Genomic DNA, 24251 nt, shown 5'->3' with positions numbered 1-24251 from the left:
CGCCCTGCTCTGCTCAGACCTGTACCCGGCCCTGCTTCTTGATGCCGTCCAGCCGTGACAGGCCCACCTGTGCGACGGCGCTCGTGGCGTCGGCCGAGATCTCGCCCAGGCCGCCGTGCGTGAAGGTGATCGTGTCGTCGCCGAGGCGGACCGCGACGACGTCCAGGGTGAGCACGGTCGGCTCGCCGCCGGCGGCCTCGCCAGCCAGTGTGACCCGCAGACCCTGGCGGGCGTCCCCGATCGCCGGCAGCGCGGTTTCGGTGACCTGGCCGCTGCGGACGGCACCGTGCTCGGTCACGGCCGTGAAGGTGCCGCACTTCTTCGGCAGCGTCTTCATCCAGGCCAGCGTCCGGTCCACGTCCCCCGGGTCCAGCGCGAGGACCTGGTACCGCAGCTGGGCCTGGTCCAGGGGGTCGTCTAGGCCGGTGACGGCACTGGTCCGCGCCTCCTTGCCGAACAGGTCGTCCGTGTAGAGCGCCTCGAGCAGCCGCCGGCAGTCGGGCGCGTCGGTGTTCGCCTTGAGCACCCCGTCCCGCCAGGTCGCGGCCCCCTGCGTCGCCCCCCAGGGCTCGCCCAGGTCGCCCGGGGTGATCAGGGCGGCCCGGGCCTGCTCCTGGGTGAGGGCGCGGGGCGCGGGCACGGCGCCGGCGGAGGCCTTGGCGGCGGGGGAGGCGGGCGCCTGCGCCTCCAGGGGCGGCTCGCCCGCCGTACAGCCGACCGCGCCGGTCAGAACCCCGGCGGCGAGCAGGGAGGCGACGAGGACGCGGGAACGGGTGCGGGTCATCGGGGGGCCTCCTGGTCGAGGTCGACGTCCAAGATCTCCAAGGGACCACCCCGCAGGACCGCCCACCAGCGCGCCGGTCCGTCCGGGTTACCCGCTGCGGCGCTCCGCCCGCACCGAAAAATCTGTCGCGCGCACCTCACATCCCGCGCTACCGTGCCCCCATGAAGCGCGCCAGCCTGCATCTCACGACGACGCCGGAGAGTGTCCCGGCGCGCTGAACCATGGACCGCAGGTCCGAAGCCCCGGGGCGAGTGCCCCGGGGCTTCGTCGTGGCCGCTCGCCCTCCCGCCTTCCGCAGTGAGGAGAACGACCATGTACGACCACCGACGCCTCGGCCGTGAACTGGACCTGTTCGACACCGGCCCCCTGATGGGCGCGGGCCTGCCGTACTGGCTGCCCGACGGCGCCGTCGTACGGCATGTGCTGGAGGAGTACGTCCGGGACGCCGAGCGCGCCGCCGGCTACCGGCATGTGTACTCGCCCGTCCTCGGCAAGCGCGAGCTGTACGAGATCTCCGGCCACTGGTCCCACTACAGCGACGACATGTTCCCGCCGATGAAGCTGGGGAGCGAGGAGGTTCTGCTGCGGCCCAGCCTCTGTCCCCACCACGCCCTCATCTACCGCTCCCGCTCGCACAGTTACCGCGAACTTCCCTTCCGGATGGCCGAGTTGGGCGGCATGTACCGCTCCGAGCTGTCCGGAGTGCTGGGCGGGCTGACCAGAGTCAGGTCCATCCAGCTCAACGACGCCCATATCTTCTGCACCCTGGAACAGGCCGTCGACGAGGCCCGGGGCGCCCTGGAGCTGATCGCCCGCGCCTACGCCGACCTCGGCATCAAGGCGGCCCGCCACCGCCTGTCCCTGCCCGGCGAGGGCGGCAAGTACGTTGCCGATCCCGCCCTTTGGGAACGGGCCACCGCCCTTCTGCGCGAAGTCCTCGACGGCGCCTGCATCGCGTACGAGGCCGCGGAGGGCGAAGCCGCCTTCTACGGCCCGAAGATCGACGTGCAGATCGCCGACTCGGCCGGCCGCGAGTCCACCCTCTCCACCGTCCAGATCGACTTCCACCAGCCCGAACGCTTCGACCTGCACTACATCGGCGCCGACGGCGCGAAACACCGCCCGGTCATGGTCCACCGCAGCGTCATCGGCAGCGTGGAGCGCGCGGTCGCGCACCTCGTCGAACAGCACGGGGGTGCGTTTCCGGTGTGGCTGGCGCCCGTGCAGCTGGCGGTGCTGCCGGTTGCCGAGGAACAGCTGCCGCAGGCCGAGGAGTTGGTGCGGCGGGCGGCCGGGGCAGGGGTACGGGCGGAACTCGTCGGGCCCGAGCACGGCAGCCTCGGCGCGCGGATCCGGGGCGCACGGCTGGTGCCGTACCAGGCGGTGATCGGTGAGCGGGAGGCCCGGCCAGGCCCTGAGAGCGACCTGGTGGCGCTGCGGCTGCGGGACGGGCGGAGGCCGGGAGCGGTCTCGGGTGCCGAGCTGTTGCGGCGGATCGGTGAGCGGGTCGAGGCCCGCGGCAGCGAGCTCTGGGCGGAGGTGTGACGTCGTAAGGTCACTGTCGTAGGGCCTGTTCGGGCCCCGGTTGAGAGGAGCCCGCCATGACGACCGGTCAGCCCATCCCCGTGATCATCGACTGCGACACGGGTGTCGACGACGCCCTGGCCCTGCTGTTCGCCGCACGCCACCCGGGGCTCGACCTGCGCGCGGTCACCTGTGTCGCCGGGAACACGGACGTGGACGGTGTCGTCCGCAACACGCTCACCGTGCTGGAGCAGGCCGGTGCCCCGGACATCCCCGTCGCCCGGGGCGCCGAGCGGCCGTTGATCGAGCCCGCGCGGTCGGCACGGCACGTGCACGGCTCGGACGGCATGGGCGACCTCGGCCTGCCCGCGCCCACCCGCACCCCGGCCGACGTCGACGCGGTGACCCTGCTCCACCGCGAGATCCTCGCGTCCCCGCGCCCGGTCACCCTCATCCCCACCGCACCCCTGACGAACATCGCCCTGCTGCTGCGTACGCACCCCGAGGTCACCCGCAACATCGAGCGGATCGTGTTCATGGGCGGCGCGGTGGCCACCGGGAACGCCACGCCGGTCGCCGAGTTCAACGTCTGGCACGACCCGGAGGCGGCCGCGGTGCTGCTCACCGCCGGGGTGCCGATCACGATGTACGGCCTGGACGTCTTCACGCAGGTCGTCGTCCCCAGCGCCGATGTGCACCGCCTGCGCACCAGCAGCGAGCCCGGCACCCGGCTGGCCGGCGAACTCCTCGCCCACCGGCCGGCCCACCCGGGCGAGGCCCCCGAGGCCGAGGAGGCCGGCGGCCTCGGCGACGCGGGCGCGGTGTGCACGGTCGTCGACCCGGCGGGCATCACCACCCGCCTCCTCCCGGTCGAGGTCTCCCTCGCCCCCGGCCCCACCCGCGGCCAGACGATCGTCGACCGCCGCCCCCGCCCCGGCGAGTCCGAGATCCACGAGGGCACCCGCGAACAGCAGCTGGTGGACGTGGCGTTGGACGTGGACGTGGACCGCTTCGTGAAGCTGTATCTGGAGACGGTCGAGCGCTAGGCCTGGCAGGCGGATCATGCCGGCGTCGCGGGCCCTGGCACGCACTCCCCCACTGCCCTAAAGGCGTGGGGGGACCCCCAGCCGCGTTGTCGTCACTCGCCGACTCCCCCACTCAGGTCTGTCCGGCGGATCAGGCCCTAGTCCGCCTCGGCGACCGGAACCCCCCAGCGCTGCTCCACCTTCGCGAGCCGCCAATACAGCACCGCCGCCGCCCACACGACCACGAACAGGCCGACGATGATGTAGCCGACGTTGTCCAGGTCGAGGCCGAAGAGTTCCATCGTGGCGATGACGAAGGCGACGGCGATGGACAGGCCGGTGATGGCGAGGTTGTAGAAGACCTTGCGCACCGGGTTGGAAAAGGCCCACTGGTACGCGAAGTTCATGAACGTGCCGTCGAGCGTGTCGAACAGGCTCATGCCGGCCGCGAAGAGGAGGGGAAGGCAGAGGATCGCGTACCAGGGCAGGCCGGCCGCCGCACCGGAGCCCGCCATCACCATGAGCGTGACCTCGGTGGCCGTGTCGAAGCCCAGGCCGAAGAGGAAGCCGAGCGGGAACATCTGGCCGGGGCGACTGATGGACCTGGTCAGGCGGCCGAGCACGCGGTTCAGGAAGCCACGTGAGTCGAGGTGCTGTTCGAGCTCCTTCTCGTCGTACGACCCCGCACGCATCGCCCTGAGGACGCGCAGGATGCCGACGAGGGCGACCAGGTTGAGCGCGGCGACGAGATAGAGGAACGTGGCCGAGATCGTCGTACCCATGAAACCGAGCACCTGGTGGGTCCGGGAGTGCTCGTTCATCACCCGGTCGGCGAGCCGCGTGCCGCCCGCGATCAGCGCGGCCAGCACGACCACCACGCTGGAGTGCCCGAGCGCGAACCAGAACCCCACAGACACCGGCCGCTTGCCGTCGGCCATCAGCTTGCGCGTGGTGTTGTCGATCGCGGCGATGTGGTCCGCGTCGAAGGCGTGCCGCATGCCGAGCGTGTACGCGGTGACGCCGAGCCCGATGCCGAACGCCTTGGAACCGACCTCGTAGTGCCCGGGCACGACCAGGAGGAAGAGGATGCCGAACGCGACGACGTGCAGGGCGGCTATCACCGCCATCAGCCCCGCCGTCTTGACGGTGTCCTCACGCCGCCAGCGGAAAAGGGCAGCCTGGGGCTCGGGCAGGGTCATTCGATCACCTTAGCCCGCATGACGAACGCCCCGGAGCGGGGGATCTCCGGGGCGCTCGTCCTCAGGGATGTGGCTCAGGAACGGGCCGTACGACGGCGCTTCGCCGCCACCACGATCGCCGCACCGGCGGCCAGCAGCGCCGCCGCGCCGCCGACGATGACGCCGGAGTTGCTGCCGCCGCCGGTCTCCGCGAGGTCACCGCCGCCGTTCGGCGTGGTGGCCGGGGCGGTGGTCGACTCGGAGGCGGACGGGGTGGGGGACTCGGTCGACGTCGACTCGGAGGCGCTCGGCGTCGGGGTGGCGCTCTCCTCGGCCGGCGTCGAGGGCGTCGCGGAGGGCGGGGTGGAGGCGGGCGGGGTCGACGGGGGCTGCGACTCGGTGGTCGTGCAGTCCTTCGTGCCGCCGTTCCAGGCCGCGATCAGCTTGTCCTTGATGACCGGGTGGTCCGGGCCCTTGGGCAGATCGCCGTGCTCGAAGCCGTCCTTCGCGTCGAGCTTGCCGTCGAACTTCACCGCGCCGCGGTACAGGTCGACCTGCCCGAAGCAGCCCGCGTCCGGCACCGCGATGTCGAGGGAGTCGGTCTGACCGGGCTTCACAGTCACGGTGTCGAAGTCGACGAAGACCTGCTCGCCGGAGGTCGCGAAGGTCGCGCCGTGGGCCAGGTACGAGGCGAGGGAGGCGGTGCAGGTGGAGGCGTCACCGGCGGTGCGGACCTTGATGTGGACCTTGCCGTCGTCGGTGGGCTTCAGGTTCTGGTCGTCTACCTTCACCGAGTCGTAGAAGTTGCTGCCGTCGAGGGAGAACTGGCAGCGGTCGGTCTCCGTCTTGGTGCCTGCGCCCGCGCCCGGCTTGTAGCTGCCGCCGGACTTCCAGCCGTCGCCGCCCGGCGTACCGCCGTGGGCCCAGGCGCCGGAGGCGGAGGCGAGGGTGGCGGCGCACAGGGCGAGCGACGCGGCGCCCGTTCCCAGCAGACGGCGCGCGGTGACACGGCTGGCTATGGACATGCGGGATCCCCACTTCGGCATGCGCGTCACCCGGTGACGGCGGCGCAGGGCAGGGCGCGGCGCCCGGCCGTACCGGGGGTGATGGTCTGAGAAACACCGGGCTCATTGGTCACATGCGCCTCAGTGCGCTCACATCGTGAAGCCCGTGATCGAACGCTGTCAACCTGCGGTGACGCAGGGATAGTTCAATCGTCCATCACAATTTCGCCACAGCAGGAACAGGCGGCTCCACAACCGCGGAGCCGCCCCGCGTCACCCCACCGTCGGGCTCGGGCTCGCGCTCGTGCCGGACGACGACTCACCGGGCAGGACCGGCGGCCGGGTGGTGCTGTCCACCGGCGGGGTGAGCACGATCTCGGGCTGGCCCGCGGCCGGCGGCGGCGGGGTCAGGTCCTTGGCGGGCAGCTTCGGCGGGGTCGTCTCCTGGAAGAGCACCTGGTCGAAGTTGACCAGCCCGGTCTGCTCCATGACCGTGATGTGGTCGAGGACCGTCGCGTTGGCCTGGTCGGCCAGGGTGCGCACCACGGTGTTCTTGGTCGTCGAGCGGATCTTCGCGATCGTGTTGAAGATCGAACCGTGCGTCACGCGCAGGATGTTGGCGAAGTCCGTGTCGAACTGCTTGCCCTGGTCCGCGGCGAGCGTGTTCACGAAGCCGACCTGCTGGGGGCTGGCCACGTTCGGGATCGTGATGTTGAGCATCGTCGAGATCTTGCGGCAGCTGGCGTCCAGCGCCGCGTGACCGTCGATCAGGTGCTTGCTCGCGATCTTGACCGCCTGGCTCTGCCCCTTCTTCAGACCCATCTGCCCGACGGGGTACTCCCACAGTCCGGCCGCGCGCACCTTGACCACGAAGTCCCGGTCCGCCTCCGTCAGCGGTCCCCACTGGGTCTGCGCGATGACTCTGTCGCCCGAGCTGGACACGGTGTTGATCCCGAGCATCGAGGGATAGGCGAGTGCGGCGAGAGTCAGACTGAGGGCACCGCCCACAAAGAGAGTTCCCGTCGCATTCCGCGAAAAACGCACCGTGCCTCCTGCCCGGTCGGGGGTCCCGCCAGAGGTCGACGGGGGTCGGACGGAGGGGAGTACGGATCGGGCCCGGGCACCGAACCTTTTGATTTGGTAAAAAGCCGCGGATGTGAGGCAGGCAACGCCTGCTGACGGCCCATGAGCCCGGACCGGTTGACGGAATGTTGACCATCCTTCGGGAGTGTTGACCATTTCACGGGAGAGACGAGACGAACCCCCGACCTAGGTTCGACCCATGCCCCCACAGCCCCGACGGCCCATGCCTCCGCAGCCCGGGAGAGCTCCGGCAGCCCTGCCCGTCCTCCCCTACCGCAAGCCCACCAAGGGCCGTGACTACTGGGTCATCGACGACGTCCTGCCCGACGTGGACGCCGTACGGAAGCGGTGTCTTGAAAAGGACGACTGGGTCGAGGGCTACCCGTACACCTCGGAGACCTGGCCGGGCCTGCGCACCATGCCGGGTCTGGAGCCCGCCGAACTCGCCCGCGTGGAACGGCTGGTGAAGCAGTCGACCGGCGCGAAGGAACTCTGGGTGCAGCAGGCCCCCGGCGGCGGCACCCTCAACCACAACTGCATCCAGGTCGTCGGCGAGGGCGAGAGCGAGCCGCGTCCGCACACCGACTCGCGCGCGCTGTGCCGGTACGCCGCCGTCCTGTACCTCAACCCCGACGTGCCCAAGGACTGCGGCACCGCCTTCTACCGCCAGTCGCTGCCCGGCGGCCGGCTCGGCGGCAACATCGTCCAGGCCCCGCACAACAACCTCGTCGAGGCCCTCGGCACGCGGTTCGTCCCGGCGGACCACTTCGAGGAGGACGTACGCGTCCCGCACAAGTACAACCGCCTGCTCCTCTACAACGCCAACCTGGTGCACAGCGCGACGAACTACTCCGGCAGGACGCTGGAGGAGAAGCGGATGACGGCCGTCTTCTTCTGGATGGCCTGATTCCGGCGCTCAGTACCGCACCGCCCGCGCCACCTCCGCCTTCACCTCGCCGGACAGCTTGCGGTTGCTGCGGGCGGTGCCCGTGCCGGACTTGCCGGCCGCGACGTCGGAGACGGTGACGACCACCGCGTCCAGCGTGTTGCCGCTCGCGTCTGTGAAGTCGACCTGCACGGCGAAGGACTTGGCCGAGCCGGCGGTGTTGTGCACGGTGACCTCGACCGCGGCCCGGCCGCCGCTGTCGGTGGCCGGGGTGCCGAGCTCGACGGCACCCTTGGCGTCGATACCGCCCTTGATCTCGTCCAGTTGGCGCCCGGCGGCCGCCGTGGCCGCCGTGGCCTCCGAGGCCGCCGACCGGGCCGCCGACGCGACCTTGCTGACCGTCGTCGACGGGCTGTCGTCGCCGGAGCAGCCGGTCAGCCCGGCGCTCAGCCCTGCGGACAGCACGAACGCCAGCGCCGTACCCATGCACCGGCTCACGGAGTGAGCGGTCATGACGTCTCCAGGAACGTGGTCAGAGGCGACCGAGGCCGCCGCTGCCGAAGGAGCCGCTCGAGCCGGGCATCCAGCGCCGGCGGTGCTGATCCTTCCGTGTCTTGGATCCCGATGAGTGGAGCTCGTAGGGCATCAGCCGTTCCTTGCCCTCGGCGTGCGGTACCTCGTCCGGTTCCCGCATCTCGCGGGACTCCCGGACCGCTCCGCCCTCGGGAAGGTGGGGCTGTTCGCCAGGGAGGGGCCGCGGCAGTTCGCGGTCCCGGACCCTCATGCCGAACTGCACGGCCCAGATCAGTGCACCAGCGATGATCAGGCCACCGACAAAGGCGGCGATCACGTTGAGTACCTCACTCGACGTGGCCGCGATCACAAACGTCGCAGTACTCATGTACCGATTATCGCCGAAAGCACGGAATTAGGGAGTCCTCGGAATTTGCCCAGCTCAGAGCCACCGCCCCTGCGCATCGTCGACTACGACCCCGCCTGGCCCCACCGGGCCGCATCCGCGATCACCGCCCTCCGGTCGGCGGCCCCCGGCCTCTTCGTCGACCTGGAACACATCGGTTCCACGGCCGTCCCGGGCCTCGCCGCCAAGCCGGTCATCGACCTCATGGCCGCCGTCCACACCCTGCCCGAGGTGTACCCCCACGAGCCGGCGCTCGCCGCCCTCGGCTTCCTTCCGCACGACAACGGCATGACCGACCGGCTCCTGTACGCCCGCACCGACGCCGGCGCCCGCAGCCACATCCTGCACGTGGTGACGTACGACAGCTGGCCCACCCGCAACCAGCGCATCCTCCGCGACTACCTGCGCGCCCACCCCGCGGAGGCCGCGCGATACGCGGAGCTCAAGCGGGCCGTCGTGGCGGCCGGCACACACCCGCGCGACTACGCGAGCGCGAAGACGGCGCTCGTCCAGGAGCTCACCGACCGCGCCCGCGCCGAACTGGGGATGCCTTCTGTGCCCGTATGGGAGAAGTGAGGTACATCTCCTACGGGTTACGGATGCCGCAATCCCTGGTGGCCGGGCGGTGAGCACCGCACCATGGCCTCATGACACCGGCCCAGAGAGCCATGGACCAGCTGGCGGCGTGGCCCGACCTCACCCCGTGTGCGGCAGGCTGCGGTACGGGCCGGGCGCTGAGGTCCGCGGGTGACGAGATCGTGCACTTCCACTCCGAGCGCGACGTGGACCTGCATCTCACCGCCCGGGCGCTCCAGCGGCTGCACCACGACTTCGCGGAGTCGACCGCCATCCGCCTGGTGCCGGGCTCGCGCTGGGTCACCGTGCACCTCGACTGCGACGCCGACGTCGACCTGCTGCTCAGCCTGGTCAGCGTCGCCCTCAAGGCCCACCAGTCCCCGGCCGGGGCCGACGGTCCCCTGGCGGCGGTGTGCAACCACCACCGGGTGACGGTGCTGCCGCGGCACGAGGACGGCGAGAGCTGACGCCCGCCCGCCGTCACGGAAACTCCCCACTCGTAAAACCCCCTCCTCAACTGTCACAGGCATGACATACGCTGCTGACGGCAGCCGCGCCCCGCGCGTCACCGCGATCCAGCGGTCACGTCCGGGTGTTGCGCGGCGCTCTCAACTCCCCGGTCACGCACCGGGTTTCCTTGTGGGGGTATCAGTACTGTGCGCAGGCGCAGCATCTCGACCGCGACGGCGCTCGCGGTCCTCTTCGGCTCGGCGGCGCTCGCCGTCGGCACGGCGGGACCGGCCGCGGCCGACTCCGCCAGGATCCTGTCCGTGAAGTCGGTCGGCGACATGGTCGTCGACGGCGTCCACCAGCGGGTGTACATCTCCGACCCGACCAGCGGCAAGATCCTCGTCACCGACTACTCGGGCACCCTCCGGGCGACCCTCGCGAACGAGCCCGGGGTGACCGGCCTGGCGCTCTCGGCGGACTCCAGCACCCTGTACGCGGCCGTCAAGAACGACGAGCGGATCGTCGCGATCGACACGCAGACGGCCACGCCGACCACGAGCTACCCGCTGGGCACGACCGCTCCGAGCGACCTGGAGATCGTGGACGGCCGGATCTGGTTCTCCACCGCCACCGACTTCGGCTCCCTGGACATCTCCGGCGCCGAGCCCGTCATCCACCTCGCCCAGCGCGGGGACGTCGACTTCTCCGGCTCCTACGGGACGTTCCTGGCCTCCGACCCGGCCGTCCCGGGCGTCCTGGTGGCCGGCAACGGCGGCGACCTCGCCGTGTACGACGTCACGGCCGACGGGGCCACGCTGCGGACCAAGGGCAGCATGGACACCTCCGTGCAGCAGCTGGACCTGACGCCCGACGGCAAGCACGTCCTCACCTCGTGGGGCGCCCCGGCCACCGGCTACGGGATCGGCGAGTACTCGACCACCGACCTGAGCAAGGAGACGGGCTACCCGATCGACGCGTACCCGAACGCCGTGCGGGTCGCGCCGGACGGGACCGTCGCGGGCGGCAGCGACTCCTGGTACGACCCGGACGTCCACGTCTACAAGCCCGGTGACCAGAAGCCGGTGCGCGAGTACGACTTCCCCAACACCGGCACCAGCAGCGGCTCCGACACCCTCGTGCCCGGTGCGCTGGCCTGGGCTCCGGACGAGAGCCGCGTGTTCGCCGTCTCCGAGAACAACGGCGGCGTGTTCACGCTGCGCGCGCTGACCGACCCGACCAAGGAGCTGCCCACCCTCAAGGTGTCGGCGCCCACGACGGCGGACCGGGCCAAGAAGCTCACCGTCACCGGCAAGCTGACCTCGAGGACGCTCCTGGCGGCGGGTACGAGCCTGACGGTCACCCGCACCGACCTCGACTCGCCGAACGGCAAGGCGCTGGCGGCCGTCAAGACGAAGGCGGACGGCAGCTTCTCCTTCACGGACACCCCGCCGGCCGGCGGCAAGGTCACCTACAAGGTCTCCTTCGCGGGCGACGCGACGCACACGGCCGCCTCCGGCTCCGACTCGGTCGAGGTCTCCCGCAACGCGACCACGCTGAGCCTGAACAACAACGGCAAGGTGTACTCGTACAGCGCCGACGTGAAGTTCACGGCCCACCTCGGTACGACGTACAAGAACCGCAAGGTCGAGATCTGGGCCAACCCCTTCGGCTCGGACAAGCCCAACAAGCTGATCAAGAGCGGCACGGTCAACTCGAGCGGCAACATCTCCGCGTGGGTGGACATGACCCGGGACACCGACGTCACGGCGGTCTTCAAGGGCGACGCCCGCTACAAGCCGAAGACGGTCAAGTCCACGGCCTACGCCAAGGTGAAGGTTTCCACGGCCATCACCAAGCACTACAAGACGGCCAAGATCGGCTCGCACACGTACTACTGGTTCCACAAGAACACGGACCCGATCGTCACCACGACCATGACCTACTACCCGGGCCGCAAGCAGCGCCTGGAGCTGGAGGTCTACTACGCCGGCCAGTGGTACGAGGTCGACGGCAGCCCCGCGTACTTCGCCCTCGGCACGAGCGGCAAGTCGGCCGTGAACCTGGGCGCCGCGGGCGAGTCCGGCATCAAGGCCCGGGTGCGGGCGGCGTACATCAACGGTTCGTCGGGTGACACGGTCAACACGTCGACGTACACGGGGTGGAAGTACATCTACTTCTCCAACTAGCCGAGCAGTACCGGCAGTTCGGCCGGCCCCCGCAGAAGGGGGCCGGTCCGGGGCGTGAAAGACGAGTGAAGGGCCGACGTCCGCGCATGTCGGGCCTGGCGGCCGTGGCCCGCCGTCGGCGAAGATGCCCCGGTGAACGATCACATACAGTCCCCCGCACCCGCTCCAGCCCTGCGCCCCGTGCGCCGCGCCGCCCAGCTCGCCGTCGCCCTTCTCGCCCTGTCCGGGGTCGCCTGGGCCGCTCGGGCCGTCTGGGAGATCCGGCTGGCCGTGAAGGGGGAGCCCGCCTCCGGGCCGCCGGACCAGGGCGGCGGCACGCACCGTCCGCTGACCTCGCTGGAGGACGCGTACCACCTGGTCAGCACGGCGGGCGGGTTCACGGCGCTGGTCTGCGCGGCCCTGTTCCTGCTGTGGCTGGACAGGGTGCGGGACAACGCCCGCGCACTGTCCGGGCACGAGCCGCGCTACTCCGGTTTCTGGCTCTACTTCGGCTGGCTGATCCCCCTCGCCAACCTGTGGATCCCGCGCCGCCTCGTCGCGGACGCCCATCAGGACAGCGCCCCGGGCGAGCGGCTGCCGCGCTCCGTGAACGTGTGGTGGGGCCTGTGGCTGGTCGGGATGCTCAGCGGCGTCGGCCTCATGTACGAGGACGACTCGGACAAGATCATCGAACGCGCCTACACGGACCTGTGGATGCTGCTCGCCTCGGACGCGGCCGTCATCGGTGCCGCCGTGGCCGGCATTCTCGTCGTCCGCGCGATCACCGCCGTACAGCAGCGTCACCTGGACGGGGACGTGCGGTACGGCGGGTCGCCTGTGAACGCGAACTCCCTTGAGGGGGAGGGGAGTTGACCCAGTAGGTCAGGTCAGCTCACGCACAGCAGGTTGAGCACGCAGATCCCCGACGGGGAGGTCGACGCCGAGCCGGAGCCCGACTGGGACGTGTCCGAACTGCCGGACGAGCCCGAGGACGATCCGGACGAGGTCGATGTGCTCGACGAGCCGGAGCCCGAGTTGCCGTTGGACGTCGAGGACGGGGACTGCGTCGCCGTCGTGGCGGTGTCGGAGGCCGTCGACGTGGTGTCCTCGACGGTCTTGGTCGCCTGCTCCGCCGCCGTCGGCGTCGACGCCGGGGTGGGGACCGTGTACCGCCGGGTCTTCGCCGAGTCGGTGTGCGGCGCGGTGGCGGTGGTGGAGCTCCGGTGCGAGGTGCCGGACGTACCCGTCGTGGACGTCTCGTCGGCCTGAGGCTTGCGGTGCTTGCCCGTGCCCGGAGTGGTCGACGGGAGATCCGCCGACGTGTCCACCGACTGCTCCCCGGCACCCATGCTCGACAGGTCCGTGGCCGCCGACGCCTGGTTGCCGTGGCCCGAGCCGCGGTCCATCGAGGCGACGGTCAGTCCGCCGCCGACGAGGGCGACGGCGGTCGCGACGACGGCCCGGCGCTGGTTCTTCTTCCAGCGGGCCCGCTGCCGACGGCGGGCCGCCCGGCCCACCCCCGGCGCCGCGGACGCGGGAGTCTCGACGTCACCGTCGGGCTCCTGAAAGTCGTCGAAGCCGTCGTAGGCGTCGGGTATCCCGGCCGCCTGCGGCCAGAGCGCCGTGGCGGCGGGGGCCGCGGTGGTGCGGCCGTGTGCGGTCACCGGTGCGATGTCCGGGGCGTAGGCACCGCAACCGGGGCACACCAGGGCGCCGTTGAGGTGCCGGCGGCACGAGGAGCAGTAGTCCATCCGCTGTCTTCCTGACGGTTCGCACTGGTGGTGTGCAGGGGGGATCCGAACGGGCGCCAACGGTAACGGTGGTTTCGAAAGACTGTGTGGGCGCTGTGTGGCCCTCCTGCGCGGATTCTCTGCACACCGCGTGCTTGCCGTGCGAACTCCCAGCTCAGCGCCGGAACTTCCAGGTGATGTGGGTGTCCGTGGCGTTGATCACGGTGACCGGGATGTCCACGGTCGTGCCGTCGTTCTTCTGCCCCGTACAGACGAGGCCGGCGCCGGCGACCGCCTTCAGAGCGCGCGGGCAGGACACATGGACCTTCACGGGTCACGGCGTTGGGCGGCGACCTGTGTACGGGTCCCAGGAAGGCAGGGGACGGCTGGGAGGTACGGGCGCTGCTGCCGACGCCTGGCCGAAAGTACTAGAGGGCTGCGTGGACGCTGACCGGCCCCGGCACCTTCGCGCGGGGGAGGCGGCGAAAGGGAGAGGTGTGCCGGGGCCGGTGTTGAAGGTGGGGGGTTCTGGGAGGGGACTGGGCTCAGCGACGGGTGAACGGCGCGAAGGTGTGGCTGAAGTACCAGGTGTCCTGGGCGATCCCGGAGCAGGAGTTGGCGCCGGCGGTACCCACGCACCCGCCGTTGTCGCGCTGAAGCGCCCAGAAGGAAAGGGTGTTGATGCCCTTGGCCTCGGCCCACTTCTCGACCTTGACCGCATCGTCCGTGGTGAACGTCTCCTCGGGCCCGTAGTCGTCGATGCCCGGCATCTCGGTGACACCGACCATGTGCCAGAGCTGCGCACGGCTCTTCTTCGGGTACAGCGCGGCGAGTTGGCCGACCAGTCCGTCGGCGGCGGTCACGGTGTCGGCGGCCATGTCATGGGTGGCCCCGTCCCAGTAGTCGAAGGTCATGACGTTCACGACGTCCACGCGCGCGTGGTTGTCGACGGCGTTCTGGAGCAGCGCCACACCGTTCGCCGCGAGGCCGGTGTTGGTCGTGGGCAGGGTGTACGAGAACTGCACGCGCCGCCCGGTCCGTTCGGCCCACCGCTGCACCTTGGCGATGGCCTTGTTGCGCCGGTCGATCCCGGCGGTGTTGTTGATGGAGTCGGCCTCGATGTCGAGATCGATCCGCGAGATTCCGTACGTCGTCACCAGGCCCTCGTACACCTTGGCGATGGCGTCGACGTCGTTACAGCTGTCGGCCAGCTCGGTACCGGTGGTGTCGGCGCCGTAACCGCCGAAGGACGGGATGACGTTGCCGCCGCGGGCCTGGATGGCGGCGATGTCGGCGCCGAAGGTCGCCTTGGAGACGGGCTGGGTGGTGTCGCCGTTCCAGTAGGCGGTGCACGACCCGGCCGCGTCCGTCTGCAGGAACGCCATGGTCAGGTACTTGTTCCCGGACTCGGCGGCAAGCGCGGCCGGACTCTCCCCGGTCCACGCCTCGAAGTACGGCGCGGCGACATGGGCGGGCATGGGAGCCACGGGCAGGTACCCCGAGGCCTCCGCCCCACCTCCTCCGAGGGCGACCAGTCCGGCCGACAGCCCGGTCACGGTGATACAGGACAGCAACGCACGAAGAGAACGAGGTCTTCTCACTGACGCTCCCATGGAATGGAGGGGAGGGGGGTGGGGGCGAGCAGCGACCATCTTTGGACTAGACCAATTGTCTGTCAAGGTTCTTTACAGTTACCTGACCGAAGGGTGCGTTGTACGGGGAAAGAGGGCGGGCGGCATCCGGGCCACCGCCCGCCGGTGCAGAGCGGTGGCAAACAGGAGGGGAGCAGCAGATCAGCGGCCGACTCGGCGCTGCACGCTCACCGTCAGGCGGCCTTGGGCCGCTCCGCACGCGTGCCCGGGGCAGGCTCCTGCGCATCCTCGGACGGGAAGATCTCGTCTTCTTCTCCGAAGTCCGGGGCCTGGAAGGGTTTTGTCGTCGGAGGCGGCGATACTGCAGCGGAACGGCGGGGTTGCCCTTCCAGGGCGGAGAACAGCGACGTCGGGTCGATGAGGGGTCTGCCTTTCGTTACAGGCCCCTGACGGGGCCTGGCGTGCCGTGACCGGGCACAGCGGTTCTACAGCTTGGTCATCTTGGCGTACGGGCTCAAGATCCGCTCTTGCGCCGAGCCGAAATCCACGAGGGCCGCGATTCCATCCTCGATGCCGATCACCCGGCCGAGGCCGTACACGTCATGTGTGACCTGGTCGCCCATGGCGAAGTGCTTGGGAGCCGGTGTGACCGGGGCCTTGAAGGGGCTGGTAGGCAAGTGACGCTTCGGTGCCGCAGGCTTTGTCATGGCTCAGTATGAGCCTACGCGTGTCCCGTTCGCTGTGGTCGTCGGCACAGATCCGGAAGGGCCCAACCGCGTCACGCCGCTGACCTGGCATTTCGAGACCGGGGCTCGGGGCCAAGCCCTGAATTGAGACCTACTGTCGACCTGAAAGGGGCACGCGAGCGTGACGACCATCGCGGTGACCGGGCACATCGACCTGACCGAGGACAGCATCCCCCTGGTCCGCGGCGCCCTGGACGAACTGCTCAAGCAGTACGCCGGCAACGGCGAGCTCGTGGGCGTCTCCTGTATCGCCATGGGCGCCGACACCGTCTTCGCGGAAGCCGTCCTCGCCGCCGGTGGGCGGCTGATCGTCGTCATTCCCTCTCGGGACTACCGGCAGAACATCGTCGAGCCCGATCACGCCGCCCTCTTCGATCGCCTCGTCGCGTCCGCCGAGGAAGTGCTCGTCCTCTCTCACGAGACCGCCGGCCGGCAGGCGTACGAGGCCGCCAACGCCGTACTCGTCGAACGCGCCGACCGGCTCGTCGCCGTATGGAACGGCGAACCGCCCACCGGCAGGGGCGGCGGCACCGCGGACACCGTTCTGGAAGCTCAGGCGGCGGGCCTGGTTGTGGACGTGGTGTGGCCGGAGGGTGCCGCTCGCCTGCGGCGTCGGTGGTGGGCCTGACCCTCGCCGGATGAGGAGATTCCGTACGGAACTGTGAGAAGGACAACCGGATGTCTTGACGTGGTCTCCACGGCATCGTTGGCTTCTCAATCACCCGGTGACCCTGCTGCTCGATCGCTCGGAAGGCACCTGCTAGTGAACGTTCAGACCCCCCGTAGAACCGGCGCCCGTCGCTTCGGCATAGTTTGTGCCGTTTCCGCGTCGGCCCTCGTGCTCGCCGGCTGCGGCGTGATCGACGGTGTCGGCGGGAGCAGTAGCTCCGAGAGTCCGAAGAAGGGCGACGACATCACGGTGGGGCTGCTGCTGCCCGACAAGGACACGGCGCGCTTCGAGAAGTTCGACTACCCGCTCATCAAGGAGACGGTCGCCTCCCTCACCCACAACAAGGGCAAGGTCCGCTACGCCAACGCCGGGGCGAGCGCGGACAAGCAGAGCAAGCAGTTCGACGAGATGATCGACGCCAAGGTCGACGTACTCCTCGTGGACGCCGTGGACGCCAAGGCCATCGGGCCGGACGTCAAGAAGGCCAAGGACGCGGGAATTCCTGTCATCGCCTACGACCGGCTCGCCGAGGGGCCGATCGACGCGTACATCTCCCACGACAACGAGCTCGTCGGCGAGGTGCAGGGCCGTGCCATCACCGACGCGCTCGGCGGCAAGGCCGCGAGCAGCAAAATCGTCATGATCAACGGATCCGTCGCCGACCCGAACACGGCACGGTTCAAGGAGGGCGCCCTCAGCGAGCTGAAGGGCCGGGTCGTCATCGCCAAGTCGTACTACACCAAGGAGTGGCTGCCCTCGGTCGCCAAGGCCCATATGAAGGACGCCATCGATTCCGTCGGGTTGAGCAACATCGCCGCCGTCTACTCGGCGAACGACGGCATGGCGGGTGCCGTCATCGACGCGCTGAAGGACGCCGGTGCCACGAAGCTCCCGCCGATCACCGGGCAGGACGCCAACCTGGACGCGGTGCAGCGGATCGTCGCGGGCGAGCAGCTGATGACCGTGTACAAGTCGTTCCTGCTGGAGGCGACGAACGCCGCGAAGATGGCGGTGCTGAAGGTCCAGGGCCACTCGATCGAGTTCGACGCGCTGACCGAGGACTCGGTCGACAGTCCGACGCAGAAGGACATCCCGTCGATGCTCGTGCCCGTGGTCGCCCTCACCAGGGCCAACATCAAGGACACCGTCATCAAGGACGGCGTCTACACCGTCAAGCAGATCTGCACCTCGAAGTATGCGTCGGACTGCGCTGCCATCGGGCTGAAGTAGGTCGCGGCAACGCGTGGGGGCGGGCGGGCTCTTGACCCGCCCGCCTCGGCCATTCGGCCGATCCGCCGGGTGTTCATCGGCCTCTAGGCTGCGCTGCGTAACCTTGAGGCATTCGTGGCCGACAGCCTTCCGTGGCAGGCCGGTTCACCCGAGCGAACCCGAAGGAACAGCGAACGTGTCGTTGAAGAACAGCCGCGTCAGGCTTGCTTCCGTGGCCCTCGTCGTGGCGCTCTCCGGTCTGACCGCGGCGAGCCCCGCCATGGCGGCCACCCGGCAGCCGGCCGCTGCGGTGTCCACCGCTTCGCAGGTGCAGGCGCCCGCCACACTGTCCGGTTTCGTGGATCTGCCCGCAAGTGCCCTCCCGTCCGACAGCGCGCGGCACGAGATCACGGTCACTTACCGCAACGACACCTCGGCCGACCGGACGGTGGCCCCGCAGCTCCTCGTGACGTCGCCGGACGAGGGCCCGTTCCTCGCCCCGTCGGACATCGGGCTGGAGCGTCGCAAGGCGGACGGGTGCTGGGAGGCCGTACAGGTCGGCACCCAGACGGGCACGCTGTTCACCGAGCTCCCGACCGCACAGCGCACGCTGCACGCGGGCGAGACCCTCACCGAGGTCTACCGCCTCACCGTCGTCGACCCGCAGGCCAAGGGCACGGTCCAGCCGAGGGTTGCCCTCTACGGCTGAGCCCACGGCCGCATTTACGGCTGAACCGTTCCCTCCGGGGGTCAGCGGCTGATCTCGAAGGTCGCCGCGCGGGACTCGAACGACGCGTCGCCGTCCTCCGCCGTCGCCAGGGTCGAGATGTACCAGGTGCCCTTGGCCAGGTCGGCGGCCTGGGTCCGGGTGACCTTGAGGGTGTAGGTGCAGCGGGCCTTCTCGTCCGAGAGGCTTTCGCACTGTGCGCTCTCCGCGTGCCGGAGCTCCGCCGCGGTCGGGTCGAGATTCGAACTCGCGGGCCAGGCAAGGACCTTGAGGCCGAGGATGCCCGAGTCGTCGCTCACGTCCGCGGTGAACGTGAGGGAGCCGGCCTTGCCGTCGGACGGGGCGACGTAGTGGGCCGAGCTGTTGTCCAGGGTCGGCCGGCCGTTCGCCGAGGCCACGGCGATGCCGCCGGCGGTGATGCCGCCGAGGGTGACGACGCCGACGAGGAACGGGACGAGAGTGCGCTTGGACATGGGAATCCCCCTGAATTCGTTGGTTGGATGGGCGACTTCGACAGAGCGCCTGAGAAGCGGTGGCCGACCGCGTTCTCGATGTGATCGAGCCTATGGGCGGGGGCACGGGGTCGTCCTCGGGCCGAGGGACGATTGCCGCGTCCAACCGCAGGCAGAGCATCCGGGGGGTCTCTAACCCAGGTAAGAGAAGGGGTTCCGTCTCCAGCGGGAGTCGGGCCGCTCGCCTGCGGACCTAGCCTTTCGCTCATGAACCGAACAGCCACCGACGACCGGCTTCTTCCGGTCCTGCTGCTCTGCGTCCAGGCCCTGGTGTGGCCGGGGGCCGCGCTGGTGCGCGGGGACGTTCCGGCCGCGGGTGCCGTGCTCGTGGCGGTCCTCGTCGGTGGAGTGGTGACGGCCGCACTCGCTCTGCGCCGTGCCCGCCCGCTCGTCACGCTCGTGGTGGTCGCCGCCGCCTGTGCGCTGGGCGCCGGACCGCTGCCGACGGGAGCGATGGCGGTCCTCGGCACCGCGGGTGTCGCGCTGGCGCTGTTCACCGTGGCGACCGAACGCGACACCTTCACCGCCCTGTTGAGCGTGGTGGCCCTCGCGCTCTGGCAGCTGCTGCAGAACATCACCCTGCACGGCCTCAGCGACAGGAACGGCCTCGACCTCGTCCTCACGGCTGTGCTGTACGTCGTCGCGTGCGGCGCCGGTCTTCTGATGCGGCGGACCCGGCGCGCCCGGCGGGCCGCCGAGGAGATGCTCAGGCGGGCCGAGGCCGAGCGGCACCGGCTTCCGGCGGTCGAACGGCGCCGTATGGAAAGGGAGTTGCACGACGTCAGCGCCCACCATCTGACGGCTGTCGTCGTCACTGCCGGTGCGGCGCTCGGTCTTCGCGAGCGGCGTCCCGAACTCGCCGACGAGGCCCTGGAGTTCGCCGTCGAGACCGGTCGTGAGGTCACCCGGGCACTCGGTGCGGTGCGGGCCCCGGCGCCCTCGCGGGAGGAACTGCCCTCGCCGCAGGAGCGGTTGCTGGACCTGGTCGCCGGCTTCCGCCGCCTCGACCAGCAGGTGGACTGCGAGATCGACGCGCTGCCGGACGGCGCCGTCGCGGACGCGGCCTTCGGCATCGTGCGCGAGGGGCTGACCAACGTGGCACGCTACGCGCCGGGTGCGCAGACGACGGTGCTGGTCCGCTACGGGGACACCCGCACGGACGTCGTCGTCACCAGCGCGGCACCGCCCGCCGGTTCGGTGGCGCACGGTGCGGGCCTCGGCGGCGGACGCGGCCAGGGCTTCCTGCGCTCCCGGGCACGGGAGGCGGGCGGCACCCTGCACACCGGCCCTACGGCGGACGGCGGTTGGGAGGTACGGGCGGCCCTGCCCGGCCGTACCGCCGCCCCGGTGGAGCGGACCGTCCCGCGCAGCTACCGCCTGGCTCAGGTGACCGCCGCCGTGGGGCTGGTCGTGCAGCCGCTGCTCCCGGCGCTGGTGATCCACCCGGACACGACGTCGAGCGGTGCGCACGTCTCGGCGGGCGTGCTCTTCGCGCTGCTGGCGGCGGCCCAGGCGGTGGCGCTGCTGTGGCTGCGCCGGGCGCCCCGCACGGCATACGCGGCTCTGCTCGGGCTGGCTCCGCTGTGGCCGGCGGCGATGGCGGTGGGTGACTACTCGGGGCCGGTGGTCCTGCCGCCCGTGCTGAGCATGCTCGCCACGTGCGCGGCGCTGGCCGTTGAGGCGGCTCGCACAGCGGACGGAGCGTGTCGTAAGGCTGGGGCTGCGTGGCGCAAGGCGGCGGCTGTGGTCGTGCACGCGACCGCCGTGATCCTCGCCGTCCTCGACCGGGGCACGACCGTCCCCACCTGGGAGGTCGTCGCATGGGCGGCCGCCGGGGCGGAGGTGGCGGCCGACGCGGCCCGGTGGGGCGGGGCCCGGTGGGGTCGGCGTGAGCGGGCCGACCGGGGCGAACGGGACGAGCGGCTTGCCGCCTGGACCGAGGAGGCTGTGCGGGACGCGTGGGCCGAGCGGCGGCGGATCGCCGCCGGGCTCGAGACCACCGTGCTGGCGCGCGCCGCCGACATGGTCGCGGAGGCGGAGGCGGGCCGGCTCGACGTGACCGCCGAGCGCGCCCGCGAGGCACTGGCCGCGATGCGCGCCCTGCTCGACGCGGTGCGGGACGGAGAGGGCGGGGCAGCGGGCGAACTGCGGCCGCAGCCCACCCTCCAGGCCCTCGACCTGCTTGCCCAGCAACTGCGCGCGACCGGGCGTGAGTTGGAGATCCGGTTGACCGACCGCGTGCCGGAACGCCTGCCCACCGCCGTCGACCTGGCCGCCTACCACGCCGCCGAGACGCTGCTCGCGGCCTGCGGTGAGGAGCCCGTGGTGCTCGAACTCGACGTGGTCGACGGTACGTTGACACTCACCGTCACCGGGGTGCCGGACGCCGCCCATGCCGCTGTGCGGGAGCGGCTGGCGGCGCGGGTCGCCGCACTCGACGGCACTGTGACCACCGGCCCGCCGGGCACGGTCGGCCTCCGGCTGCCGCTCGGCCAGGAACAGCAGGATCAGGAAGGGGCAGGGGCACGATGAGCCTCCGCGTGCTGGTCGTCGACGACCAGGGCATCGTCCGGGCGGGATTCGCCGCCGTGATCGACGCCGAAGAGGACATGACGGTGGTCGGCGAGGCCGCCGACGGCGCCGAAGCGGTGCGTCTCGCCGAGGAGTTGGCACCCGACGTGGTCGTGATGGACGTACGCATGCCGGAGTTGGACGGCATCGCCGCCACCCGCATCATCACGGGCCGCGAGGACGCGCCCCGCGTGCTCGTCCTGACCACCTTCGACCTCGACGCGTACGTCTTGGACGCGCTGCGTGCGGGCGCCTCCGGGTTCCTCCTCAAGGACGTGCACCCCTCCGAACTGCTGCACGGCATCCGGGTGGTGGCCGCCGGCGAGAGCGTGCTCGCCCCGTCCGCGACCCGCCGCCTCATCGGCCACTACGCCTCCGGACGGATCCCCGAGACCCGGGACGGCAGCGGCCCCGCCGAACTGGAGAGCCTCACCGCCAGCCAGCGGGGCGTCCTCACCCTGGTCGCCACCGGGCTCACCAACGCCGAGATCGCCGAGCAACTCGGCATCACCGTCGGCACGGTGAAGTCCCACGTCAACGCGCTGCTGCGGAAACTCGGCCTGCGCGACCGCGTCCAGGCGACGATCCTCGCGTACGACCTCGGCCTCGCCCGCCCCAATCCACCGGGCGCCCACCTCTGACGACCACCGACCCAGGAGTCCGATCCGTGACCGGCACCGATCCCGGCCGAACAGCCCCTCGCCGCATGCGCCTTTCCGTCGGCAGCACCATCGCTCTCGTCTACGTCGCGATCTGCGCCGCCCTGCTCGTCTGGGCGCTGGTGGTGAGCGCAGGCTCGGACGAGTCCATGGCAGGCGTCATCCCTCTGCTCGCCACGGCCCCCGCGAGCCTCGTCCTGCTCGTCCTCCCGGACGGCACCGCGATGCTCGTCGTCTCCATCGCCCTCGGCGCGCTGGTCAACGCGGCGATCATCACCTGGTGCGCCCGTGCCCTGCGCCGCGGCAACCGGGCAGATTGAGCGGTCAACCTCATTTTGTCTTTTCTTTCCCGTCCCACCGAGAAGTCCAAGACGGGCCGTAATACGTTAAAAGGGAGGGAAAGTAGGTGAGAGAACAATGCTGAAGTACACAGTCCCGACCCTCGTCCGCCTCGGGCGGATCGAGGAACTGACCGGCCTGCTCAGGCGCGGCGTTCCTGACCTCCTCTCACACGGCAACATCCTGTGACACACCGTCGGCCCGGCCCGTCGCACCTGTTCGTGGACTGCGTCGGGTGCTCGGGGCGGGCCGTACTCGGAGCCGCACCCGATACGCCGGACGATCCCGGCGCCTGCTTTTCGCGGCAATGGCTCAGCCCCGCAAACCCCGGCTCCGGAATTCCCGAGAGGCCGCCGCAACCGCGAGACGGCTCGCGCGTCCTTTTCGTCGGACCGCTCACATTCCGTCCATCCCTGGAATTCATCCAGCGACTTTCCTCCGCGGTGGCCGCCGAGGAATACGACGAACTTACCGGATTGCTCACCGCGCTCCCCGCGGAGCTCTCCGGCTGCGTCGTCACACCGCAGCGGGTCCTCTTCTTCCGCGGGCTGTCCAGCCCCGACCAGATCTTCCACCGCAGGGCCGGATCGGAGGTGCGCTGGTCCTCCGACCCGAGGGACCTGCTCGACGACGGCTTCCCGGAGTTCGACCGGGAGCGGCTCTGGCGCAGCTGCCGGGGCGAGGACGTCTTCCTCTATCCGCACCTCGGGCGGTTGCGCCGCGGCCAGTTCACCGTCCTGGGGACCCGCTCCACCCGCACCGAGACCTACGAGGTGGCCACCCCCCTGGACCTGCCGCGCCGCACCACGCTGCGCGAGTTCACCCGCCTCACCTACGAGTTGCTGCTGGAGGAGACGCGGCCCTGTACCGGCGGCCGCATCGGCATCCTGCTCTCCGGCGGCGTCGACTCGGCCACCGTGCTGGCGGCGCTCACCGACCACGGCGCCGACGTCACGGCGTACCACATGGGCACCGACGACCCGTCCGCCGACGAGTCCGCGTACGCCCGCCAGGTGTGCCGGCACCTCCGCGTGCCGCTGGTGACCGTCCCCCGCGCCGACGACGCCGACTACCTCTCCACCACCTGCGACTTCCCCCACCCCTACAACCATGTCTGGCCACGCACCCTGGAACGGGTCGCCGACCGGATCGCGGCCGACGGGGTGCGAGTCCTGCTGTCCGGGCTGTCGGGCGACGTCATGTTCGGGCCGATGCGCTACGGGGTGTACGACATCCTCGCCGGTGACGTGCCACCGTACGAGAAATGGCGGATGCTGCGCGGACTGCTGGGCACCCGCTGGGAGTCGAGCCGCCTGCTGCGCAGCATCCGGCCCTCCTACTCCCTCTACGGCGACCCGCAGGCGTGGGCCGAGGTGGAGCTCGGCAGTGACTTCCTGGTACCCGTGCCGGACGCCGCCCCCGAGACGTACGACCTGGACTTCTTCCCCCAGCAGCAGACCCTGAACCTCGCCCTGTGGCGGCCGCGCGGCATCCATCTCGCCGACCCCCTCGGCGGCCGGACGCTGCGCCGGCTCGCGGCCCGGCTGCCCGACGCGTACCGGCTGATCCCGCACGCGGGCCGCACCATCGACAAGCCCGTGCTGCGGCTGGCCGCCTCCCACCGGCTGCCGCCCGACGTCTGGCGGCACTACGGGCGGACCTGGCTGGGCTCGCCCGACGAGACCTGGTGCCTGCGCCACCCCGACGCGCTCGCCCGCATCCTCGGCGACCCCGACGCCCGGCTCACCGGGCTCGGGGTCGTCGACCCGCACCGCCTCGACGAGGTGCTCGCCGACCCCCGGGCGCTGCGCCGCAACGCAGAGAACCTGCTCTGCTCCGCCATGGTCGAGCTCTATCTGCGCGACCTGGAGACCCACCTTGCCCGACCCGTCCCGAGGTGAC

25 protein-coding genes are annotated in these 24251 nt (G+C 70.6%); 14 read left to right on the top strand and 11 right to left on the bottom strand.

Going from position 1 to position 24251, the window contains the following annotated elements:
• Window positions 1-13 precede the first annotated feature (13 nt).
• On the bottom strand, window positions 14-784 hold the full coding sequence (locus tag ACFY1L_RS41625) for a hypothetical protein (RefSeq protein ID WP_388836998.1): 771 nt from the start codon (window positions 782-784) through the stop codon (window positions 14-16).
• A 312-nt stretch (window positions 785-1096) separates the two neighbouring features.
• On the opposite strand from ACFY1L_RS41625, the gene thrS reads away from it, so the two are divergent.
• Both thrS and ACFY1L_RS41615 read left to right on the top strand, forming a co-directional pair.
• A complete protein-coding gene (thrS, locus tag ACFY1L_RS41620; RefSeq protein ID WP_388836995.1) occupies window positions 1097-2329 on the top strand; it encodes a threonine--tRNA ligase in 1233 nt (410 codons plus the stop codon).
• Between the two features lie 56 nt (window positions 2330-2385).
• A complete protein-coding gene (locus ACFY1L_RS41615) occupies window positions 2386-3354 on the top strand; it encodes a nucleoside hydrolase (protein WP_388836993.1) in 969 nt (322 codons plus the stop codon).
• Between the two features lie 137 nt (window positions 3355-3491).
• Here ACFY1L_RS41615 and ACFY1L_RS41610 read toward each other — a convergent pair whose 3' ends face one another.
• The 3 genes from ACFY1L_RS41610 to ACFY1L_RS41600 form a co-directional block, all read right to left on the bottom strand.
• Window positions 3492-4532: a HoxN/HupN/NixA family nickel/cobalt transporter gene (locus ACFY1L_RS41610; RefSeq protein WP_388836990.1), complete on the bottom strand. Its 1041-nt coding sequence runs from the start codon at window positions 4530-4532 to the stop codon at window positions 3492-3494.
• 74 nt (window positions 4533-4606) lie between these two features.
• Complete coding sequence (locus tag ACFY1L_RS41605) at window positions 4607-5536, bottom strand: LAETG motif-containing sortase-dependent surface protein (protein ID WP_388836987.1); 930 nt, start codon at window positions 5534-5536, stop codon at window positions 4607-4609.
• A 252-nt stretch (window positions 5537-5788) separates the two neighbouring features.
• On the bottom strand, window positions 5789-6523 hold the full coding sequence (locus ACFY1L_RS41600; protein ID WP_388836984.1) for a DUF4142 domain-containing protein: 735 nt from the start codon (window positions 6521-6523) through the stop codon (window positions 5789-5791).
• A gap of 298 nt (window positions 6524-6821) precedes the next feature.
• Between ACFY1L_RS41600 and ACFY1L_RS41595 the strand changes: the two genes are divergently transcribed.
• Complete coding sequence (locus tag ACFY1L_RS41595) at window positions 6822-7505, top strand: DUF6445 family protein (protein WP_388837056.1); 684 nt, start codon at window positions 6822-6824, stop codon at window positions 7503-7505.
• A gap of 9 nt (window positions 7506-7514) precedes the next feature.
• On the opposite strand, the gene ACFY1L_RS41590 is transcribed toward ACFY1L_RS41595, so the two are convergent.
• Together ACFY1L_RS41590 and ACFY1L_RS41585 are read right to left on the bottom strand one after the other, a co-directional pair.
• Window positions 7515-7997 carry a hypothetical protein gene (locus tag ACFY1L_RS41590; RefSeq protein ID WP_388836981.1) on the bottom strand — a complete coding sequence of 161 codons (483 nt, stop codon included), beginning with the start codon at window positions 7995-7997 and terminating at the stop codon, window positions 7515-7517.
• Window positions 7998-8016: 19 nt separating this feature from the next.
• Complete coding sequence (locus ACFY1L_RS41585; protein ID WP_388836978.1) at window positions 8017-8385, bottom strand: DUF6479 family protein; 369 nt, start codon at window positions 8383-8385, stop codon at window positions 8017-8019.
• Window positions 8386-8430: 45 nt separating this feature from the next.
• Here ACFY1L_RS41585 and ACFY1L_RS41580 point away from each other — a divergent pair, with 45 nt between their 5' ends.
• The 4 genes from ACFY1L_RS41580 to ACFY1L_RS41565 all read left to right on the top strand — a co-directional run bounded on the left by ACFY1L_RS41580 (window position 8431) and on the right by ACFY1L_RS41565 (window position 12467).
• Window positions 8431-8979 carry a GrpB family protein gene (locus ACFY1L_RS41580; RefSeq protein ID WP_388836975.1) on the top strand — a complete coding sequence of 183 codons (549 nt, stop codon included), beginning with the start codon at window positions 8431-8433 and terminating at the stop codon, window positions 8977-8979.
• A gap of 71 nt (window positions 8980-9050) precedes the next feature.
• On the top strand, window positions 9051-9446 hold the full coding sequence (locus tag ACFY1L_RS41575; protein ID WP_388836972.1) for a luciferase family protein: 396 nt from the start codon (window positions 9051-9053) through the stop codon (window positions 9444-9446).
• A gap of 189 nt (window positions 9447-9635) precedes the next feature.
• Window positions 9636-11615 carry a YncE family protein gene (locus tag ACFY1L_RS41570; protein ID WP_388836969.1) on the top strand — a complete coding sequence of 660 codons (1980 nt, stop codon included), beginning with the start codon at window positions 9636-9638 and terminating at the stop codon, window positions 11613-11615.
• A gap of 132 nt (window positions 11616-11747) precedes the next feature.
• A complete protein-coding gene (locus tag ACFY1L_RS41565; protein ID WP_388836966.1) occupies window positions 11748-12467 on the top strand; it encodes a DUF4328 domain-containing protein in 720 nt (239 codons plus the stop codon).
• Window positions 12468-12481: 14 nt separating this feature from the next.
• Here ACFY1L_RS41565 and ACFY1L_RS41560 read toward each other — a convergent pair whose 3' ends face one another.
• From ACFY1L_RS41560 to ACFY1L_RS41545, 4 genes are all read right to left on the bottom strand, one after another.
• On the bottom strand, window positions 12482-13345 hold the full coding sequence (locus ACFY1L_RS41560) for a hypothetical protein (protein WP_388836963.1): 864 nt from the start codon (window positions 13343-13345) through the stop codon (window positions 12482-12484).
• A gap of 154 nt (window positions 13346-13499) precedes the next feature.
• Complete coding sequence (locus tag ACFY1L_RS41555; protein WP_388836960.1) at window positions 13500-13655, bottom strand: hypothetical protein; 156 nt, start codon at window positions 13653-13655, stop codon at window positions 13500-13502.
• A gap of 214 nt (window positions 13656-13869) precedes the next feature.
• Window positions 13870-14880, bottom strand: a complete 1011-nt coding sequence (locus ACFY1L_RS41550) for a chitinase (protein ID WP_388836957.1) — start codon at window positions 14878-14880, stop codon at window positions 13870-13872.
• Window positions 14881-15401: 521 nt separating this feature from the next.
• Window positions 15402-15623, bottom strand: a complete 222-nt coding sequence (locus tag ACFY1L_RS41545) for a hypothetical protein (RefSeq protein WP_388836954.1) — start codon at window positions 15621-15623, stop codon at window positions 15402-15404.
• A 160-nt stretch (window positions 15624-15783) separates the two neighbouring features.
• Between ACFY1L_RS41545 and ACFY1L_RS41540 the strand changes: the two genes are divergently transcribed.
• The 3 genes from ACFY1L_RS41540 (at window position 15784) to ACFY1L_RS41530 (ending at window position 18250) form a co-directional block, all read left to right on the top strand.
• Window positions 15784-16290, top strand: coding sequence for a hypothetical protein (locus ACFY1L_RS41540; RefSeq protein WP_388836951.1), 507 nt, complete (start codon window positions 15784-15786; stop codon window positions 16288-16290).
• 135 nt (window positions 16291-16425) lie between these two features.
• Entirely contained in the window at window positions 16426-17562 is a 1137-nt protein-coding gene (locus ACFY1L_RS41535; RefSeq protein ID WP_388836948.1) for a sugar ABC transporter substrate-binding protein, read from the top strand.
• Window positions 17563-17737: 175 nt separating this feature from the next.
• Window positions 17738-18250, top strand: a complete 513-nt coding sequence (locus ACFY1L_RS41530) for a signal peptide protein (RefSeq protein WP_388836945.1) — start codon at window positions 17738-17740, stop codon at window positions 18248-18250.
• Between the two features lie 41 nt (window positions 18251-18291).
• Here the strand turns inward: ACFY1L_RS41530 and ACFY1L_RS41525 are convergent, their stop codons facing one another.
• A complete protein-coding gene (locus tag ACFY1L_RS41525; protein WP_388836942.1) occupies window positions 18292-18741 on the bottom strand; it encodes a DUF5707 domain-containing protein in 450 nt (149 codons plus the stop codon).
• Between the two features lie 246 nt (window positions 18742-18987).
• Here ACFY1L_RS41525 and ACFY1L_RS41520 point away from each other — a divergent pair, with 246 nt between their 5' ends.
• From ACFY1L_RS41520 to ACFY1L_RS41505, 4 genes are all read left to right on the top strand, one after another.
• Window positions 18988-21312, top strand: coding sequence for a histidine kinase (locus tag ACFY1L_RS41520; protein ID WP_388836939.1), 2325 nt, complete (start codon window positions 18988-18990; stop codon window positions 21310-21312).
• Window positions 21309-21992 carry a response regulator gene (locus tag ACFY1L_RS41515; RefSeq protein WP_388836936.1) on the top strand — a complete coding sequence of 228 codons (684 nt, stop codon included), beginning with the start codon at window positions 21309-21311 and terminating at the stop codon, window positions 21990-21992. Before ACFY1L_RS41520 ends, ACFY1L_RS41515 begins: the two co-directional genes overlap by 4 nt.
• Window positions 21993-22057: 65 nt before the next feature.
• Entirely contained in the window at window positions 22058-22330 is a 273-nt protein-coding gene (locus ACFY1L_RS41510) for an SCO4225 family membrane protein (protein WP_388836933.1), read from the top strand.
• Between the two features lie 462 nt (window positions 22331-22792).
• The gene (locus tag ACFY1L_RS41505) at window positions 22793-24250 is read left to right on the top strand and encodes an asparagine synthase-related protein (RefSeq protein ID WP_388836931.1); all 1458 of its coding nucleotides are present in this window, start codon (window positions 22793-22795) and stop codon (window positions 24248-24250) included.
• Window position 24251: the final 1 nt, after the last annotated feature.

This window comes from Streptomyces sp. NPDC001663, assembly GCF_042893105.1.
Lineage (GTDB): Bacteria > Actinomycetota > Actinomycetes > Streptomycetales > Streptomycetaceae > Streptomyces.
Note: the sequence above shows the minus strand (reverse complement) of the source record. Positions and strands in the feature narration are given on the sequence as shown.

What these genes read in the sequence shown, in the direction of transcription:
- ACFY1L_RS41545 (WP_388836954.1), bottom strand. Translation starts at nt 15,623, where the DNA reads ATGACAAAGCCTGCGGCACCGAAGCGTCACTTGCCTACCAGCCCCTTC.
- ACFY1L_RS41515 (WP_388836936.1), top strand. Translation starts at nt 21,309, where the DNA reads ATGAGCCTCCGCGTGCTGGTCGTCGACGACCAGGGCATCGTCCGGGCG.
- ACFY1L_RS41585 (WP_388836978.1), bottom strand. Translation starts at nt 8,385, where the DNA reads ATGAGTACTGCGACGTTTGTGATCGCGGCCACGTCGAGTGAGGTACTC.
- ACFY1L_RS41625 (WP_388836998.1), bottom strand. Translation starts at nt 784, where the DNA reads ATGACCCGCACCCGTTCCCGCGTCCTCGTCGCCTCCCTGCTCGCCGCC.
- ACFY1L_RS41605 (WP_388836987.1), bottom strand. Translation starts at nt 5,536, where the DNA reads ATGTCCATAGCCAGCCGTGTCACCGCGCGCCGTCTGCTGGGAACGGGC.
- ACFY1L_RS41520 (WP_388836939.1), top strand. Translation starts at nt 18,988, where the DNA reads ATGAACCGAACAGCCACCGACGACCGGCTTCTTCCGGTCCTGCTGCTC.
- ACFY1L_RS41575 (WP_388836972.1), top strand. Translation starts at nt 9,051, where the DNA reads ATGACACCGGCCCAGAGAGCCATGGACCAGCTGGCGGCGTGGCCCGAC.
- ACFY1L_RS41615 (WP_388836993.1), top strand. Translation starts at nt 2,386, where the DNA reads ATGACGACCGGTCAGCCCATCCCCGTGATCATCGACTGCGACACGGGT.
- ACFY1L_RS41510 (WP_388836933.1), top strand. Translation starts at nt 22,058, where the DNA reads ATGCGCCTTTCCGTCGGCAGCACCATCGCTCTCGTCTACGTCGCGATC.
- ACFY1L_RS41610 (WP_388836990.1), bottom strand. Translation starts at nt 4,532, where the DNA reads ATGACCCTGCCCGAGCCCCAGGCTGCCCTTTTCCGCTGGCGGCGTGAG.
- ACFY1L_RS41595 (WP_388837056.1), top strand. Translation starts at nt 6,822, where the DNA reads ATGCCTCCGCAGCCCGGGAGAGCTCCGGCAGCCCTGCCCGTCCTCCCC.
- ACFY1L_RS41525 (WP_388836942.1), bottom strand. Translation starts at nt 18,741, where the DNA reads ATGTCCAAGCGCACTCTCGTCCCGTTCCTCGTCGGCGTCGTCACCCTC.
- ACFY1L_RS41560 (WP_388836963.1), bottom strand. Translation starts at nt 13,345, where the DNA reads ATGGACTACTGCTCCTCGTGCCGCCGGCACCTCAACGGCGCCCTGGTG.
- ACFY1L_RS41590 (WP_388836981.1), bottom strand. Translation starts at nt 7,997, where the DNA reads ATGACCGCTCACTCCGTGAGCCGGTGCATGGGTACGGCGCTGGCGTTC.
- thrS (WP_388836995.1), top strand. Translation starts at nt 1,097, where the DNA reads ATGTACGACCACCGACGCCTCGGCCGTGAACTGGACCTGTTCGACACC.